This window comes from Brachybacterium sp. sponge, assembly GCF_001613775.1.
GTDB classification, from domain to species: domain Bacteria; phylum Actinomycetota; class Actinomycetes; order Actinomycetales; family Dermabacteraceae; genus Brachybacterium; species Brachybacterium conglomeratum.
Genome location: NZ_LRMP01000002.1, coordinates 306897 through 322869, shown reverse-complemented (window position 1 = coordinate 322869; position 15973 = coordinate 306897). Strand labels below are relative to the sequence as shown.

Annotated in this window: 16 protein-coding genes; 12 read left to right on the top strand and 4 right to left on the bottom strand. The window is 73.0% G+C overall.

Annotated features, from left to right (window positions below; genetic code table 11):
* Nucleotides 1–948, top strand: a complete 948-nt coding sequence (locus A4A78_RS09505) for a carbohydrate ABC transporter permease (RefSeq protein WP_062948659.1) — start codon at nucleotides 1–3, stop codon at nucleotides 946–948.
* 10 nt (nucleotides 949–958) lie between these two features.
* A complete protein-coding gene (locus tag A4A78_RS09500; protein ID WP_062949802.1) occupies nucleotides 959–2374 on the top strand; it encodes a sugar ABC transporter substrate-binding protein in 1416 nt (471 codons plus the stop codon).
* A gap of 71 nt (nucleotides 2375–2445) precedes the next feature.
* Here the strand turns inward: A4A78_RS09500 and A4A78_RS09495 are convergent, their stop codons facing one another.
* On the bottom strand, nucleotides 2446–3624 hold the full coding sequence (locus A4A78_RS09495) for an ROK family transcriptional regulator (protein ID WP_062948657.1): 1179 nt from the start codon (nucleotides 3622–3624) through the stop codon (nucleotides 2446–2448).
* 124 nt (nucleotides 3625–3748) lie between these two features.
* Here A4A78_RS09495 and A4A78_RS09490 point away from each other — a divergent pair, with 124 nt between their 5' ends.
* A complete protein-coding gene (locus A4A78_RS09490; RefSeq protein ID WP_062948654.1) occupies nucleotides 3749–4432 on the top strand; it encodes a hypothetical protein in 684 nt (227 codons plus the stop codon).
* A 52-nt stretch (nucleotides 4433–4484) separates the two neighbouring features.
* Here the strand turns inward: A4A78_RS09490 and A4A78_RS09485 are convergent, their stop codons facing one another.
* Nucleotides 4485–5078 carry a DUF4126 domain-containing protein gene (locus tag A4A78_RS09485; RefSeq protein WP_082835279.1) on the bottom strand — a complete coding sequence of 198 codons (594 nt, stop codon included), beginning with the start codon at nucleotides 5076–5078 and terminating at the stop codon, nucleotides 4485–4487.
* 58 nt (nucleotides 5079–5136) lie between these two features.
* Nucleotides 5137–5787 (bottom strand): PH domain-containing protein, encoded by a 651-nt coding sequence (locus A4A78_RS09480; protein WP_062948650.1) that lies wholly within the window; start codon nucleotides 5785–5787, stop codon nucleotides 5137–5139.
* A gap of 23 nt (nucleotides 5788–5810) precedes the next feature.
* Between A4A78_RS09480 and A4A78_RS09475 the strand changes: the two genes are divergently transcribed.
* The 6 genes from A4A78_RS09475 to A4A78_RS09450 all read left to right on the top strand — a co-directional run bounded on the left by A4A78_RS09475 (nucleotide 5811) and on the right by A4A78_RS09450 (nucleotide 12900).
* Nucleotides 5811–6437: a hypothetical protein gene (locus A4A78_RS09475; protein ID WP_062948648.1), complete on the top strand. Its 627-nt coding sequence runs from the start codon at nucleotides 5811–5813 to the stop codon at nucleotides 6435–6437.
* A 301-nt stretch (nucleotides 6438–6738) separates the two neighbouring features.
* Nucleotides 6739–7374 carry a DUF47 domain-containing protein gene (locus A4A78_RS09470; protein WP_062948646.1) on the top strand — a complete coding sequence of 212 codons (636 nt, stop codon included), beginning with the start codon at nucleotides 6739–6741 and terminating at the stop codon, nucleotides 7372–7374.
* Nucleotides 7375–8397 carry an inorganic phosphate transporter gene (locus A4A78_RS09465; RefSeq protein WP_062948644.1) on the top strand — a complete coding sequence of 341 codons (1023 nt, stop codon included), beginning with the start codon at nucleotides 7375–7377 and terminating at the stop codon, nucleotides 8395–8397.
* 71 nt (nucleotides 8398–8468) lie between these two features.
* Nucleotides 8469–9260: a hypothetical protein gene (locus tag A4A78_RS09460; protein WP_062948642.1), complete on the top strand. Its 792-nt coding sequence runs from the start codon at nucleotides 8469–8471 to the stop codon at nucleotides 9258–9260.
* A gap of 108 nt (nucleotides 9261–9368) precedes the next feature.
* On the top strand, nucleotides 9369–11006 hold the full coding sequence (gene pgm, locus A4A78_RS09455) for a phosphoglucomutase (alpha-D-glucose-1,6-bisphosphate-dependent) (protein WP_053918080.1): 1638 nt from the start codon (nucleotides 9369–9371) through the stop codon (nucleotides 11004–11006).
* A gap of 472 nt (nucleotides 11007–11478) precedes the next feature.
* Nucleotides 11479–12900, top strand: a complete 1422-nt coding sequence (locus tag A4A78_RS09450; protein ID WP_062948640.1) for a hypothetical protein — start codon at nucleotides 11479–11481, stop codon at nucleotides 12898–12900.
* Between the two features lie 71 nt (nucleotides 12901–12971).
* On the opposite strand, the gene A4A78_RS09445 is transcribed toward A4A78_RS09450, so the two are convergent.
* Nucleotides 12972–13487: a protein tyrosine phosphatase gene (locus A4A78_RS09445; RefSeq protein WP_062948638.1), complete on the bottom strand. Its 516-nt coding sequence runs from the start codon at nucleotides 13485–13487 to the stop codon at nucleotides 12972–12974.
* 156 nt (nucleotides 13488–13643) lie between these two features.
* Here A4A78_RS09445 and A4A78_RS09440 point away from each other — a divergent pair, with 156 nt between their 5' ends.
* The 3 genes from A4A78_RS09440 to A4A78_RS09430 are packed head-to-tail and all read left to right on the top strand — an operon-like array spanning nucleotide 13644 to nucleotide 15837.
* Nucleotides 13644–14129, top strand: a complete 486-nt coding sequence (locus A4A78_RS09440; RefSeq protein ID WP_062948636.1) for a GNAT family N-acetyltransferase — start codon at nucleotides 13644–13646, stop codon at nucleotides 14127–14129.
* 5 nt (nucleotides 14130–14134) lie between these two features.
* Nucleotides 14135–15241: an App1 family protein gene (locus A4A78_RS09435; RefSeq protein ID WP_062948635.1), complete on the top strand. Its 1107-nt coding sequence runs from the start codon at nucleotides 14135–14137 to the stop codon at nucleotides 15239–15241.
* Nucleotides 15238–15837, top strand: coding sequence for a GNAT family N-acetyltransferase (locus tag A4A78_RS09430; RefSeq protein WP_062948634.1), 600 nt, complete (start codon nucleotides 15238–15240; stop codon nucleotides 15835–15837). The genes A4A78_RS09435 and A4A78_RS09430 overlap by 4 nt, the downstream gene beginning before the upstream one ends.
* The last annotated feature ends 136 nt before the right edge of the window (nucleotides 15838–15973 follow it).

Genomic DNA, 15973 nt, shown 5'->3' with positions numbered 1-15973 from the left:
ATGACCACGACCACGCAGCGGCCCGACAGCGCGCCGCGCACCGACGCCGACCGCCCCGCGCCCCGGCACCGCCGCAGCATCCCCTGGGGGAGGATCGCGGCCTGGGCCGTGATGGTGATCTTCCTGCTGATCACCCTGTTCCCCTTCTACTGGATGCTGCGCACGGCGCTGTCCAGCAACAACGCCCTGGCCACCGACCCGGCCAGCCTCCTGCCCGTCGGCCTGAACACGGGCGGCTTCGAGCGCGTCTTCGGCCTGCAGGACGTCGAGACCGCGATCTCGCAGGGCGGCTCCGGCGCCTCGATCACCTTCTGGCGCTACCTGCTGAACTCGGTGATCGTCGCGACCACGATCACCGTGGTCCAGACCTTCTCCTGCGCGATGGCCGCCTACGCCTTCTCGCGCCTGCGCTGGCGCGGCCGGGACACCGTGTTCATGATCTTCCTCGGCTCGCTGATGATCCCGCAGATCTTCACCCTGCTGCCCAACTTCATCCTGATCAAGAACCTGGGACTGGTGGACACGCTGCTGGGGATCATGCTCCCCACCCTGTTCATCTCGAGCTTCGCGATCTTCTTCCTGCGCCAGTTCTTCAACAACATCTCGCGCGAGGTCGAGGAGGCCGCGCTGATCGACGGTGCGAGCAAGGCGAGGGTGTTCTTCACGCTCATCCTGCCGATCGCCTCCGCGCCGCTGGCGACGCTGGCGCTGCTGACCTACATGACGGCCTGGAACGAGTACTTCTGGTCGCTGATGGTCTCCTACACCGACCAGTCCCGCGTGCTCACCGTCGCGCTCGGCGTGTTCCGCGCCCAGGCCCCGGGCACGGGCCCGGACTGGTCCGGGCTGATGGCGGCGACCCTCGTCGCGGCCGCGCCCATGCTGATCCTCTTCGCCCTGTTCGCGAAGAAGATCGTGAACTCCATCGGCTTCAGCGGGATCAAGTGAGGTGCCCGAGATGACACAGAACCGCCTTCCCCTCCCGCCCTCCGACTCCCCCGCCGGCGCCCCTCCACGCGGGCTGAGCCGTCGCCGGCTCCTCACGGGCACGGCGGCGCTGGCCGCGGGCGCCGCGGGCACCGTCGCGCTCAGCTCCTGCGGGACGAGCGCCGCCCCGCCCGGCGCCACCGAGATCGACTACTGGCTGTGGGACGCGAACCAGCTGCCCGCCTACTCCGCCGCGATCGATGCGTTCATGGCCCAGAACCCCGACGTCTTCGTGCGGATCACCCAGCTCGGCTGGGACGACTACTGGACGAAGCTCACCGCGGGCTTCGTCGCGGGTGCCGGCCCCGACGCCTTCGCCGACCACCTGGCGCGCTTCCCGGAGTTCGTCAGCCTCGACGTGATCGCACCGCTGGACGATCTCGCACCGCTGGCCGACGTCACCGCCGACCGCTTCCAGAACGGCCTGCAGGAGCTGTGGACCGGCCAGGACGGCAAACGCTACGGCGTCCCGAAGGACTACGACACCATCGCGGTGATGTACGACAAGGGGATGCTCGAGGAGGAGGGGCTGAGCGAGGACGACCTCGCGAGCCTGGACTGGAACCCCGAGGACGGCGGCTCCTTCGAGCGCCTGCTCGCCCGGCTCACGATCGACGAGAACGGCGTGCGCGGCGACGAGGAGGGCTTCGATCCGACGCGCGTGGCGCGCTACGGCATGGGCGCCGACGCCGGCATCGACTACGTCGGCCAGTCCACCTGGTCCGCCTTCGCCTTCTCGACCGGCTGGACCTTCACCGACGCCGACACCTGGGGCACGACCTTCCACTACGACGACGACCGCTTCGCGGCGACGATCGACTGGTACTTCGGGCTCGTGGACAAGGGCTTCTTCCCGCCCTTCGGCATGTTCGGCGACTCCAGCCCCGTCCAGACCCAGGTGCAGTCCGGGAAGGCGGCGCTGGGCCTGGCCGGGTCGTGGATGATCACGACCTGGGCGAACCTCGAGGGCGTCGACCTCGGGATCGCCCCGCTGCCGACGGGGCCGATCGGCACCCCGATGTCGATGTTCAACGGCCTGGGCGACTCGATCGCCGCGCAGTCGGAGAACAAGGAGGAGGCGTCGCGGCTGATCGCCTTCCTCGCCTCCGACGAGGCGCAGCGGATCATCGGCGAGCGCGCCCCGTTCTTCCCCGCGACCGACGTGGGCACGGAGACCGCGATCGCGGCCTATGCGGAGCGGGGCCTGGACGTCACCCCGTTCACGGACCGGGTCGCCGAAGGCGAGACGGGCCGGTACCCGCTGGTGGAGAACTCCGCCGCGATCATGTCGATCATGCAGCCGGCCTTCGACCAGTGCTGGATGCGGCGGATCGACGGCGCGGACTTCGCGGCCTACAACGAGCGGGTCAACGCGCTGTTCCAGTGACGGCTGCGTCCACGTGACGTCCATGCCCGGGCTGCGATGCCCGGGAGCCGGGGCGTCGGCGGCGGGGTCGCTCAGACCTCGCCGCCGACGAACTCCTGGATCGCGATGACCGCGGCGCCGCGCGCCCACTGGTCGAAGTCCCCGCCGAGCTCGCGGATCACGAGGTCCTGCTGGGCGGTGGGGAGCGAGGCGCGCAGGGTCCGCTCGAACTCCCCGTCGGCCGCGAGCACCAGGTCGATCGTCTCCCCGCCGAGCACGATCGCCTCGGGGTCGACCACGGCGACCACGGCGGCGGCGGCGCGGGCGAGGGTGCGGGCGAGGTCCGCGCTGAGGGCGCGGGCGGCGGGGTCGCCGGCCGCGAGCAGGGCCCGCAGGCGCTCGACGCCCTCGCCCTCCCCCAGCACCCCGGCCTCCCGCGCCGCCTCGACCACCGCGGCGGTCCGCGCCGAGCGCCAGAAGGGCTCGGGGGCGCCGTCCTCCCGTGCGGCGACGGGCAGGCGGCCGGTGAGCCCGGCGAGATGGGAGCGTCCCTGCAGCAGCCGCCCCTCGACGACGGTGCCGATCGCGACGCCGACCCCGATCGTGAGGACCGCGAAGGTGCGATAGGCGCGGCCGATCCCGAACCAGTTCAGGCCGTGGATCATGGCGGCGATGTCGTTGTCGACGGTGACCGGCAGGGCGAGGCGCTCCTCGAGCCGATCCGCGAGGTCGACGGGACGCTCCCAGCCGAGGATCCAGGAGGAGTCCACGCGTCTCCGGTCGGCGACCCGGCCGCCGATGCTGACGCCCACCCCGGCCACGTGCGGATGCGCGCCGGCGAGGGCGAGGACCGGGTCGACCACCGCGTCCGCGACCGCCTCGGCGGAGGTGTCCGGCAGCGGCATCACGAGCTCCTCGAGGGCGTTGCCGCGCGCGGTGGTGACCACGGCGTGGACCTCGTCGGCCGTGACCTTGACCCCGATGAACCGAGGGCCGTGGTTCTCCTCGATGTCCAGCGGCTGCTGGGGACGGCCCTTGGCGAGCGCCACGGTGTCCAGCGGGTGGAGGTGGCCGGCCTCGAGCAGATCGCGGGTCACGCGAGTGACCGTCGGCGCGGACAGGCCGAGGCGCTCGGTGAGATCGCGGCGGGAGCGGGGGCCGAAGCGCAGCAGGTCCCGGTACACGGCCCGGGCGCTGGTGCCGCCGAGGTCGGGCACCGCCGTGACGTGCCCCGCGACGTGCTCCGCGTGCTCGCGCTGCTCCCCGTGCATCCCGCGAGTCTAGCTGCGGGAGCAGGTCGCACCCTCCCGGCCCGATCTGCGATGCTTTCGTCGACAGCTGCGCCCGGCCGCCGCAGGAGGCGGCCGGCTCCACGACGCCCGAGGGGGAACACCGATGAGCGAGTCCGCGTGCGCCGGCACCGACCGTCCCGAGGTCACGATATACACCGCCTACGAGATCGACTTCATGCTCGGCCTGCGCGACACCGAGAACGCGCGGATCACGCGCGAGCAGATCGGGCTGCGCAGCGCCCCGGAGCAGGCGCGCGAGTTCGTCACGGCCGCGGTCACCTCGGGGCTGCGCGCCCGCGGGAAGGTGGAGCGCTCCGCGGACGGCCAGTGGCTGCTGGGCGAGGAGGGCCAGGTCATCGCCGGCGCCCTGACGGCGGCGGACCGCTGGCTCGGGATCGCGCTGGCCGAGGGCGAGGCGATGCGGATGGCCTTCATCATCAAGGCGAACGACGCGATCCTCATGCTCACCCAGGACGAGCTGGACTCCTTCGTGGTCTCGGCCCTGCCCGACGCCGCGCACGTGCCCGCCTCTGTCTCCGACATCGTCCTGGCCTTCCTCGAGGACGGCGCCGAGCGCACCGTCTCGCTGCGCCGCACCGAGATCTCCTCCCCCGCCGATCCGGTGCCGCTGATGGTGCACGTCGAGGCCGACGGCTCCTGGCGCCTCGGCCACCTGCCGCTGGACGACCAGGGCGTGCTGACGGTCTCCGAGGTCGCGGCTGCGCAGCTGCCCGAGGTCGTGCGCGCGCTGTGGGAGGACGGCACGAGCGCGGCGCCCGCCGCCTGAACGCGGGCCACGACGTCGTCGGCGACGTCCGCCGGCCGGTCCCGGACCGGTCTCAGGCCGATCTGTGGGTCCCGTCCGCGCGTCGGGCCCGGGCCTCCCGCAGCCGGGCGCGCAGGTCCCGGTAGGCGCGATGGATACGCACTATCGCCCAGATCCCGAGGCCCAGCAGCACGAGTGCGAGCAGTGCGGCGGCCGCCGGGAACACGATCGCGAGCAGCCCCATCACGACCGCGGCGACGTCCTCCCCGGTGGAGACCAGGACGTTCGAGACCGGCTCCGGGGAGACGTTGACCGCCGCCCGGGTCGTGGTCTTCGCGGCGTGGGAGCCGAAGGCCGCGGCCGCGCCCAGCACCGCCATCACGATCGCGGAGGTCGTGTCCGTCTCCCCGCCGAGCAGGAAGCCGATGGCGCCGCCCGCGATCGGCCGCACCACGGTGTGCAGCTGGTCCCAGAAGGAGTCGAGGAAGGCGATCTTGTCCGCCGCGAGGTCCACCAGCAGCAGGATCCCGGTGATCACCAGCAGGTCGGTGCGCTGCAGCACCTCGGGGACCTGCTCGAGGGAGAAGAGCCGACCACTCAGGCCCAGCAGGAAGATCATGAAGTACGGCCTGATCCCGCTGACCCAGCCCGAGCCCAGGGTCATCATCAGAGCTTCCACGGCTTCCCCTGTCGTCAGTCGCTGTCGTGTCCGGCGCCCTGGCCTCTCAGCGCCGCCCGGGGCCCGACTGTCGGCGCCGGTGCAGCTCCGTGCGCAGCGCGCGGATGTCCTGCCCGGAGGGCCGAGTGTAGGTCCATACAGCGCGGTCGAAGGCGGGCATCACGATCCGAGTGCCGTCCTCGAGGCGCAGCGCGGCGGTGAGCCAGTGCACCGGATGCACCACGCGGGACTCGATCGCCGCGATCCGCTCCCAGGCCACGTCCCGGTGCCGCACCGGGCCGAACACCCGCAGCCCGTCCGCGGAGATCTCGACCCGGGCTCGCGCCGTGCCCAGCGCCACGATCCCGAAGCGGACCCCCAGCAGCCCCAGCAGCAGCGCGAGCGCGCCCAGCGCCGCGACGACCGCCAGCAGTCCGAGCCCCGGGGAGCGGCCGTCCGGCACCGTGCCCAGCAGCAGCACCATGCCCAGCACGCTCACCAGCGCCGTGCCCAGCAGCGCGGCCGCGACGACGGCGCGCGCGGCGGTGTCCCGCGTGGCGTGCGCGGGCAGCAGCGCCCGCACCCGTCCCCGGTCGCGGCCCGTGCGGGCCGGATCGAGCGCGGCGACCATCCGCTCGACGGTCGCGCTGCTGCGGGAGTAGTCGGGCAGCGCGGTGCGCGGCCCGGTCTCGGGGCCGAGCCGGCGGGGGATGGTCATGGACCCAGCGTAGGGTGCGGGGCATGTCCCCGCACGACTCCTCCGCCCCTCGCTTCCGCCGTCCCGCCTCGATGTATCCCTCGGTCGCCGCGTCGATCCCCGGCGAGCCGGATCCCGCGACCTCGATGGATCTCGCGCACGACTCGGCCCGGGCGCTGCTGGACGGCGTGTTCCACAGCTCCGATCCGGAGGTGGTGCGGCGGGTCGTCGCGCTCGCGGCCGACGATGGGCTGACGGAGCTGGCGGCGCTGTGGTCGGCCGCGCCCGCCTCGACCCTGCCCGGGGCGCTGTGGCGACTGTACGTGCTGCACACCTGGGTGCAGCGCAGCGGCGACGAGGTCGCCCGACGCTACCGCGCCGGCTCCCGCACCGTCCCCGGGCTGCGCTATCTCACGGGCTTCGCGGAGCCGCCGGAGGTGACGCAGGTGCAGGAGACGATGGACGACATCCTGCGCGGCGCGTTCACCGGCGATCTCGGCCTCGCCCTGCGACGCGCCGGAGCGGTCGCGACGCTGCTCGCCCACGGCACGGCGCACCTGGCGGACGAGGATCCCGGGGAGGAGCGGACCCGGCAGGCGGAGCGGCTGCTGCGCACCGGCGAGGAGCTCACGGAGGCGGGACGGCACGCGGAGGAGGGTCGCCTCGACTGATGCCATGAGGCACGGCCGCCGCCCCGTCGGCCGATGCCCGTCGGGCACTGCGATCTGCACGGACTGAGGTCCTCGCCATACTCCCCGGGGGCGGTGCTTGCACCGTCTCGGGGCCCGTGCTCTACGATGGGCGGGCGCCGGGCCGCGGTTGCCCCGGGCTCCAACATCTGCCGCTTCGAGCGGCCTTCGCGCCGACAGGCGCATCCCGGTCCGGCGCCTCAGCATCACGAGCAGGAGCCCGCGTCCCACCGCACGGACCGCGAGGCGTTCAGGCGCCCACGGCGCGAGGAGGCGACGCGAGGTGGTGCAGTTCTTCTCCCGGCTGTTCCCCGCGCGCACGGAGCGCCCCCTCAGCGATCTCCTCTCCGAGCTCGCTGAGCTGCTCGTCCAGGCGGCCGACACCCATTCGAAGCTGCTGGGGAACGGCTACCGCGAGCGCACCCGCATCGCGCCGACGCTGCACGAGCAGTCCACGGTCGCCGAGGAGCTGTGCCGCCGCATCGCCCAGCGTCTCGCGCACTCGCTGATCACCCCATACGAGGCGGAGCTGCTCTACGACTTCTCGCTCACGCTCGCCGACGTGGTCGACGCGATGGAGCACACCGGCGAGCTGCTGGTCGTCTCCCAGGTGGGGACGCTGCCCACCCCGCTGCTGGATGCGGCCAAGGGGATCGAGCGCGCCGCGGAGCTCACCGTCGCCGCGTCCTGGAAGCTCAACGACACCCAGGACCTCGGCGACTACTACGTCCAGATCCGCAAGCTCAAGCGTCAGGGCGAGCGGCTCGTGCGGCAGTCCCTCGGCGCGCTGTACAAGCGCGGCGGCTCCACCCAGGAGCTGCTCCCCCTGCACGACGTCTCCGAGTCGATCCGCCACACGATCGCGCTGCAGGAGCGGGCGGCGCGGATCGCGGACCTGCTGCGGATCAAGGACGCCTGAGTGACGCCGCTGCTGCTCGCGCTGGTGGTGGCCCTGGCGCTGGTCGTGGCCTATATGAACGGCTTCCACGACGCCTCCAACGCCATCTCGACCACCATCACGACCCGTGCGCTGAAGGCCTCCTCGGCGCTGTGGGCGGCGGCGATCCTCAACACCCTCGGCGCGCTGCTGGGGATGGCGCTGCTGGTGATGACCGTGCCGTGGGCGGTGCGCCTGCTGGGCCTCGGCCCGATCGTCGAGCAGCTCGCCGCGAGCCCCGACACGCTGGGCGCGGCGCTGCTGGTGCTCATGCTCGGCACCTTCCTCTGGGACCTGCTGACCTGGTGGATGGGGCTGCCGGCCTCGACCTGGCACGCCTTCTTCGGCACCTCCTTCGGCGTCTCCCTCGTGATCGGCACCTCGGCCGCCTGGGACCGGCTGGGACTGATGCTCGCGGTCTCCGTCGTGGGCCCCGTCATCTCGGCGACGGTCGCGTACCTGCTGATGCAGCTGATCCTGCGCATGGCCCGGTCCGAGCTGCTCGGACCCGGCCACATCCGGTTCGCGCAGACCTTCTCGGCGAGCACGGTCGCGGCGGGGCACGGCCTGAACGACGCCCGCCTCCCGCTCGCGGTGGTCGTGATCGCGCTGGGCAGCGCCGGGACGGACCTGTCCGGGACCACGACCACGGTGCTCATGAGCACGGTCGCGGTCGCCGTCGGCGCCGGCACCCTGATGGGCGGGCACCGGATCATCCGCACCCTGGGCCGCCGGCTCACGGACCTCACCGCGGCGCAGGGACTGGCGGCGGAGTCCTCCGCGGCGCTGACGATGTCGCTGGGCGTGTTCGGGCTCGAGTCCCCGGTCTCCACCAGCCAGGCGCTGGCCTCGAGCGTGGTCGGCGCGGGCGTCGCCCGGGGCCGGCGCACCGTGCGCTGGTCGGTCGCGCGGGAGATCCTCATGATCTGGCTGGTGACCCCGCTGGCCTGCGCGGTCGTCGGGGCCGCCCTGCTCGGCGTCGCGCTCGAGCTGCCCGGTCTCTGAGCGGAGGGCCCGCCCGGCCCGCGTGCAGGCGGGACCACTATCCTGGGCGGAGCCGAACCGAGAGGGAGCCGATGTCCGACGGTGAGTCCACCCCGCCCGCCCCGAGGAAGCGCCCGAGCTTCGGGCTGCCGGGGCCGACGACGCCCGCTCCGGGCGCGGACCCGCAGCAGGGCGCCCCGGCCCACGACCCCTACGGCCAGGCCCCGCAGCAGGGGCACGGCCAGGCCTCGTACGGGACCTCCTTCGCCGACGGCCCGCAGACGGGACCGCTGCCGCCCAGCGCCCTCGCCGCCTCGCACACCTCCGGCTCCTCGGCCTCCGGTCCCGGGCGGTCCGGCCGGTCCGGGCGCCGGCGCGGCGTGCTGCCGCTCGTGATCGGCCTGGTGCTCCTGCTGGTCATCGCCCCGGCCGCCACGATCATCGGGATCGTGTGGTCGCTCGGATCGCTCGTCGGCGATGCGTCCGAGGGGCCGACGCCGATGGAGGCGAGCTCGGCCACGCTCGAGCTGTCCGCCAACGAGATGGTCATCGTCTACGTGCCCGCGGCGGACGCCGCCACGGCCGAGTGCACCGCGGAGGGCTCCGATCCCGGGGCGGTCACCACGGTGCCGAGCTCGACCGCGACCACCTTCGGCAACGGCGAGGAGTACGTGCAGGTGCTCGGGGTCGCCTCCCTCCAGGACACCACCGCCACGATCTCCTGCACGGGCACCGACGCTCCCGCCCATCTGGGCCCCTACAGCCTGTTCGGGATGATGGCCCCGCTGGTCATCGGTCCGATCATCGGCGTGGTCGCGGGCCTGGTGGGCCTGGTGCTGACGATCGTGGGGATCGTGCTGCTGGTCCGCTCCCGCCGCGCCTGAGGCCCGGCCGGCCCGCCGCCGTCTCACTCCCGGCGCTCCCGTGCTGAGGTCCCCTCGAAGGACCTAGAGTGGCGATCAGCCCCAGCTACCGAGGATGGAGTGGTGATCATGCACCCCCGTGCAGGCCAGAAGGCACAGCAGGAGGACCTCGTCGACGTCGACGCGCTCCTCGACTCCTACTACGACCTCCACCCGGATCCCGCGGATCCCGACCAGGCGGTCTCCTTCGGCACCTCCGGGCACCGCGGCTCCTCGCTGGACGTCGCGTTCAACGAGGACCACATCGCCGCGACCACGCAGGCGATCGCCGAGTACCGGGCGGCGCAGGGCATCCGCGGCCCGCTGTTCATCGGCCGGGACACCCACGCCCTCTCGCGCCCCGCCTTCGACACGGCGCTCGAGGTCCTCGCGGGCAACGACGTGGCCGCCCAGGTCGACGCGCTCGACGGCTACACCCCCACCCCGGCGGTCTCGCACGCGATCCTGGTCCACAACCGAGGTCGGGCGGCGAACGATCCCGGCCGGGCCGACGGCATCGTCGTCACCCCGAGCCACAACCCGCCGCGCGACGGCGGCTTCAAGTACAACCCGCCCCACGGCGGTCCCGCGGACACCGAGGCGACCTCGTGGATCGCCGACCGCGCGAACGAGCTGCTGCGCGACGGGCTCAAGGGCGTGCGCCGGCACGGACGGCAGAAGGCCCTGCAGGACGCCGCTCGCTACGACTACCTGCGCACCTATGTGCAGGACCTCCCGAGCGTCGTCGACATCGAGGCGATCCGCCGGGCGGGCGTGCGCATCGGCGCGGATCCGCTGGGCGGCGCTGCGGTGGACTACTGGGCCGAGATCGGCGAGATGCACGACCTCGACCTCACCGTCGTCAACCCCGCGGTCGACCCGCAGTGGTCCTTCATGACCCTGGACCGCGACGGGAAGATCCGCATGGACTGCTCGAGCCCGTGGGCGATGGCGTCGCTGCTGGAGAAGCGCGACGAGTACGACATCGCCACCGGCAACGACGCGGATGCGGACCGCCACGGGATCGTCACCCCGGACGGCGGCCTGATGAACCCCAACCACTACCTGGCCACGGCCATCACCTACCTGTTCGCGCACCGCCCGGACTGGCCGGCGGGCGCGAAGGTCGGCAAGACGGTGGTCTCCTCGAGCCTGATCGACCGCGTCGTCGCGGACCTGGGTCGGGAGCTGTTCGAGGTGCCGGTGGGCTTCAAGTGGTTCGTGCCGGGCCTGATCGACTCCTCGGTCGGCTTCGGCGGCGAGGAGAGCGCGGGCGCCTCGTTCCTGCGCCGCGACGGCTCGGTGTGGACCACCGACAAGGACGGCATCATCCTCGCACTGCTGGCCTCGGAGATCCTCGCGGTGACCGGGCGCTCCCCCAGCACCCTGCACGCGGAGCTCGTGGAGAGGTTCGGCAGCAGCGCCTACTCCCGCACCGACGCCCCGGCGGACCGCGAGGCCAAGGCGAAGCTCAAGGCGCTCAGCCCCGCACAGGTGACCGCGACGGAGCTCGCGGGCGAGCCGATCGTCTCGGCGATCACGGAGGCCCCCTCCGGCGGCGCGATCGGCGGGCTGAAGGTGTCCACCGAGTCCGCCTGGTTCGCGGCGCGCCCCTCGGGCACCGAGGACATCTACAAGATCTACGCCGAGTCCTTCAAGGGCGAGGAGCACCTCGCTGAGGTGCAGCAGGCCGCGAAGGACCTCGTGGACGGGGCGCTCGCGGACTGAGCGCAGGGGCGGACCCGACGGTCCGCGCGGCGCCGCGGAAGCGGCTGTCGGCTCCCCGGCCCCGATGCGGTCGCTGCGACCGCACCGCTCCTGGCCGACCATTCCTCCACATCCTGATCCTCGGCCCCGCCCCTGCACCACCCGATGCTGTCGACGGACGGCGCGACACTCTCGCGCCGTCCGTCGACGCGCACGGAGGCTTTCGAACACCCGGCGCTGACCTGCAGGTCCGTAACGTTTCAGCAACGACCGCAGCCTCCGGGCGGCAAAGGGACGGTCAAGCGCTCCCCAATTTGAGGTATGTCACCCGGCGGTGGCGCCGTCCACACGCCCCTTGCGCGGCCCAAGGAGCCCGTGAAGCATGGGGTGGGTAAGTAAAGGATCAGTAGGGTAGTGTGCTTCGGCGGACCCGCCGGCAAGCACGCCGACCGCAGCGCTCGCGCGCGGAGAGAACGACGGAGAGGGGCACGACATGCGACTGCGGACACGCGTCTGCGCGGCCTCTGCCGCCCTCGCCCTGACCGCTCTCCCCTTCGCCACCACCAGCGCGCTCGCCGACGGGACCGGTGACGCCGCCGAGAGCACGGACGTCGCCCCCGCGGACGACGACCCCGCGACGGCCACCGTGGACGGGACGATCGCGCCCGAGGCCACCACCCTCACCTCCCCCTCGGAAGCGCGCACGGACGACGACGCCGCCGAGGACGAGGAGCCCTCCGAGCAGGACGAGGACAGCTCGACCCCCGCCGAGGACGATCCGGAGTCCGAGGAGGACGATCCCTCGGGCACCGACGGGGTCCCCGAGGAGCCCGAGCAGCCGCCCGAGGATCCCGAGGTCTCGGAGGATCCCCCGGTCGAAGACCCCACGACCCCCACCGCCCCCACCACGGAGGGCGACAAGACCACGACGACGGACCCCGGGACGCCGACGGCGACGGAGTCCGAGGCCCCCACGGCGACGAAGGCCGGGACGCCGACGAACACCGAGGGCACGGGCGACTCCACCACGACGCGCACGGATGACCCCGACGGGGAACCCACGGATGGCTCCACCGAGACGGTGACCGACCCCGACGACGACGCCACCTGCGACGGCGGAGCCGGCGACAACTCCGCGGGAGACACCTCTGCACAGGAGCCCGCGCGCGATGTGGAGGGCGCCATCCTCCCCCGCCTGATCGCGCAGCAGAGCGCGACGACCGAGAAGCAGCAGTCCCAGAGCCCGACCGCGAGCACCGACGGCGACGCCACGGACTGCCCCTGCAACTGCCCCACCGAGAGCGGGGACGGCGAGTCGGAGCAGCCGACCGACGACGAGGAGTCCCCCACCCCGAGCGAGACCCCGACCGGTGAGGACACCACCGGCGGAGGCAGCGGCGAGACGACCGACGACGAGAAGACCACCCCCGCGCCGGACCAGGGCTCCACTCCGACCGCGAGCCCCTCGGCTACCCCGGAGATGTCCGAGCCGTCGACGCCCGCGCAGCCGGACCCCGAGCCCGAGCGGCGCGCACAGCCGCTCCCCGCTCCCCCGCCGAGCGAGGACCCCGAGCCCACCACGGAGCCGGCCCCCGAGCCGACCCCGGAGGCTCCCTCCGAGACCCCGGTCCAGGAGCCCGAGACGACCGCCGAGTCGAGCACCACCGAGGAGACCGAGGTCGCCGGCGTCGGCACCGAGGAGCCCAGCACTCCGGCGCCGCAGGCCGCGCAGCCCACGTCCTCCGGCGACGGCGGCCCCGTGGTGCGCCTGTTCAACGCGATCTCCGACGACTCGAACACGGCCTTCGGCCAGATGCGCCAGGTCCTGATCGCCGCGCTCGCGATCGGCTTCCTCACCACGGCCGGCTTCGTCGGCGCGACCTGGCACTCGCGCCGCAGCAACCACCGCCGCTGACCCGTCGGCCCACGGCCGGACAGGCGCGCCACCGCTGAGCAGGTGCTACCGCCGGCGGGCGGGTCCACCGCTCAGCGCTGGGCGAGCAGCTCGCGCACGCGCTCCAGGATCCCCGGCACGGCGCGCTCCATGTCCTTCACGGTGCGGTCGAAGGCCGCCTGCCCCTCGTACCAGGGGTCCTCGACCACGAGCTCGGTCTCCGCGAGCCCCTCCGCCCCCGGCTCGAAGGCGCGCCACATCGTGATCAGCGGCGGGGTCGCCCCCTCGGGGGCCTGATCGGCCATGCGACGCATCGTCTGGGCGTGCTCGGGCGTCATCGCCAGCACGAGATCCCAGGCCATCAGCTCGGTGAGGTGGATGGTGCGGGCGGTGTGCTCGAAGGGACGCGGATAGCCGGCGCGCTCCAGCGAGAGCTCGATCCGGTCGTCCATCGGCATTCCCTCCACCTCCCAGGTGGTCCCGGCCGAGCCGACCTCGACCTCTGAGTCGAGGCCCTCGAGCTCGAGGGCGCGGCGCAGCACCACCGCGGCCGCTGGGGAGCGGCAGACATTGCCGGTGCACACGGTGAGGAGTCGGAGCGGCTTCATCCCCCCATTGTGTCAACCTCCAGGCGGTGGGAGCGTGGAACCGCCGATCGCCGTACACTGTGAGGCGGAGTGCATGCGGTTCTCGGGTCAGCACGAGAGCATGATCGCCAGGGCATCACGCCCGTGACCACGCCACCACGGCTCAGGAGGACACCGATGGCCGAAATCATCCGCGCCCACGACGAGGACTGGTCGCTCGTGCGGGAGATCCGACTCCGTTCGCTCAGCACGGACCCCAGCGCCTTCGGGCAGAGCTGGGAGAAGGAGTCCACCTACGAGGACTCCGTCTGGGAGCAGCGCGTCTCGGACGCCGCCTGGTTCCTCGCGGTCGAAGGTGATCAGCCGGTCGCGGTCGTCGCCGTCCGCCAGGAGGAAGACTCCCCCGCCAACGAGCGGGAGCTGCAGGCCATGTGGGTCACCCCTGGCTCGCGCCACTCCGGCATCGCCGGTCGCCTCGCGGAGGCCGTGTTCGAGTGGGCCCGCGAGGACGGCGCCGACACGATCACCCTCTACGTCGGCCCCGAGAACACCGGCGCCCGCGCCCTCTACGAGAGCCTCGGCTTCTCCGACAGCGGCGAGCGCTGGCAGATCGTCGAGGACGATCCCGACGGCGCCTGGCTGAAGATGACCCGCGGCCTCTGAGGCCCGTGCGCATCCCCGCGCCCCTCCCCTCCGCCCGCTCCGTGCTGCGTCACGACGCCGCCGGGGCGGGCTCCGATCGTCCCCACTGGGCGGCGCGCGCAGAGGACGTGAAGAACCGCCTCGTCGGCAGCACCCTGCGCCGTCTGCACTGGGACCTGCGCCTGCAGCCCTTCCACGGATACGGCTCGGCGACGCAGGCACGGGTCCTGGCGAAGGTCCTGTACGCCTCCCCCCGCACCTCCGCGGACTTCCACGACCAGCCCGTCCACGACATGCGGACCGTCGCGGTGCGCGGCTGGCGGAACTTCACCAGCCAGGTCGCGCCGCACCGCACCGTCCACATCCGCCTCGGCGGCGAGGAGTTCACGGTGCGGGCGGACCGCTCCGGCATCGTCGACGCGACCCTCGAGGTGTCCCTGAGCCCCGGCAAGCACCAGGCGGTGCTGTGGACGGTCCCCGGCAACGAGGTCACGGCCGACGTCACGATCGTCCCGCCCGAGGCTCGCGTGGGCATGGTCAGCGACATCGACGACACCGTGATGGTCACCTGGCTGCCCCGTCCCCTGCTGGCCTTCTGGAACGCCTTCGTGGTCCATCAGTCCTCCCGCCAGGTCGTCCCCGGGATGCCGATGCTGTACCAGCGCCTGGCGCGGGAGCACCCGCACATGCCGGTGTTCTACCTGTCCACGGGCGCGTGGAACGTGTTCCCCGTGCTCAAGCGCTTCCTCTACCGCAACGGGTATCCGGACGGGCCGCTGCTGCTGACGGACTGGGGCCCCACCCACACCGGCTTCTTCCGCTCCGGCCCCGAGCACAAGACACGCTCGCTCGAGCGCCTCGCCGCCGCCTATCCGGACGTCCGCTGGATCCTGGTCGGCGACGACGGCCAGCACGACCCCTCGCTCTACGCAGCCTTCGCCGAGCGGCACCCGGAGCTCGTCGAGTCGATCCTGATCCGCCAGCTCACCGAGCCCGAGCAGCTCCTCGCCCACGGCACCCTGCGCCCGTTGGTCGGCTCCAGCCCCGGCGGCCGGGGACCGCTCGCCCTCGCCGCCCCGAACGGCCACGGCCTGCTCGCCGCCCTGCAGCGACACGGGAGGATGTCCCGATGATTTCCCTGCGACCCGCCGCCGGGACGGACGTCCCCCGGATCGTGGAGCTGGTCCAGGCCGCGTACCGCGGCCAGGGCGGCTGGACCACCGAGGCGCACCTCGTGGACGGCCACCGCACCGACGCAGCGGAAGTCCGCGCGATGCTCGCCGACCCCGCGGTGACGCTGCTGGTCGCGACCGGGGACGGGAACGGCGCGGACGACGGAGGAACGGGCCTTGAGCGCGGGAGCGCCGCCGAGCGGGTGCTCGGATGCTGCTACACCCGCCGCGAGGCGCCCGACGAGGACGGAGAGGTCCGAGCCGAGCTCGGGCTGTTCGCGGTCGACCCCGCCGCGCAGGGCGCGGGGCTCGGCGGACGCCTGCTGGAGGCGCAGGCGGCCTCCCTCGCGGCCGACGGGGTGGACGTGCTGGTGATCCAGGTGCTCCAGTCGCGCCCCGAGCTGCACCGCTGGTACGAGCGCCACGGCTTCACCGGCACCGGGCAGGCCGTGCCCTTCGCGGGCGATGCGGCGCTGCTGAAGGTCGAGGGGCTCGGGATGGACATCATGGAGCGCCGGCTGCCCGTCGAGGACCGGGTCGCCCGCCCCTCCGCCTGAGCCCGGCGCCCGATCCCCGGAGCACGAAGCACCGATCGCGAGCACCCGGCCGGCGCGGCGGCCTGCGCACCGCACACCGACATGACGACGGGGCCGGGCCGGGCGTCTGCCCTTCCCGGCCCCGTCGACTGCCGCG

Coding starts and splice junctions, on each gene's coding strand:
- A4A78_RS09490 (WP_062948654.1), top strand. CDS start 3,749: ATGAGCGAGTCCGCGTGCGCCGGCACCGACCGTCCCGAGGTCACGATA.
- A4A78_RS09450 (WP_062948640.1), top strand. CDS start 11,479: ATGCGACTGCGGACACGCGTCTGCGCGGCCTCTGCCGCCCTCGCCCTG.
- A4A78_RS09430 (WP_062948634.1), top strand. CDS start 15,238: ATGATTTCCCTGCGACCCGCCGCCGGGACGGACGTCCCCCGGATCGTG.
- A4A78_RS09440 (WP_062948636.1), top strand. CDS start 13,644: ATGGCCGAAATCATCCGCGCCCACGACGAGGACTGGTCGCTCGTGCGG.
- A4A78_RS09445 (WP_062948638.1), bottom strand. CDS start 13,487: ATGAAGCCGCTCCGACTCCTCACCGTGTGCACCGGCAATGTCTGCCGC.
- A4A78_RS09495 (WP_062948657.1), bottom strand. CDS start 3,624: ATGCACGGGGAGCAGCGCGAGCACGCGGAGCACGTCGCGGGGCACGTC.
- A4A78_RS09460 (WP_062948642.1), top strand. CDS start 8,469: ATGTCCGACGGTGAGTCCACCCCGCCCGCCCCGAGGAAGCGCCCGAGC.
- A4A78_RS09480 (WP_062948650.1), bottom strand. CDS start 5,787: ATGACCATCCCCCGCCGGCTCGGCCCCGAGACCGGGCCGCGCACCGCG.
- A4A78_RS09500 (WP_062949802.1), top strand. CDS start 959: ATGACACAGAACCGCCTTCCCCTCCCGCCCTCCGACTCCCCCGCCGGC.
- A4A78_RS09475 (WP_062948648.1), top strand. CDS start 5,811: ATGTCCCCGCACGACTCCTCCGCCCCTCGCTTCCGCCGTCCCGCCTCG.
- pgm (WP_053918080.1), top strand. CDS start 9,369: ATGCACCCCCGTGCAGGCCAGAAGGCACAGCAGGAGGACCTCGTCGAC.
- A4A78_RS09505 (WP_062948659.1), top strand. CDS start 1: ATGACCACGACCACGCAGCGGCCCGACAGCGCGCCGCGCACCGACGCC.
- A4A78_RS09485 (WP_082835279.1), bottom strand. CDS start 5,078: ATGATGACCCTGGGCTCGGGCTGGGTCAGCGGGATCAGGCCGTACTTC.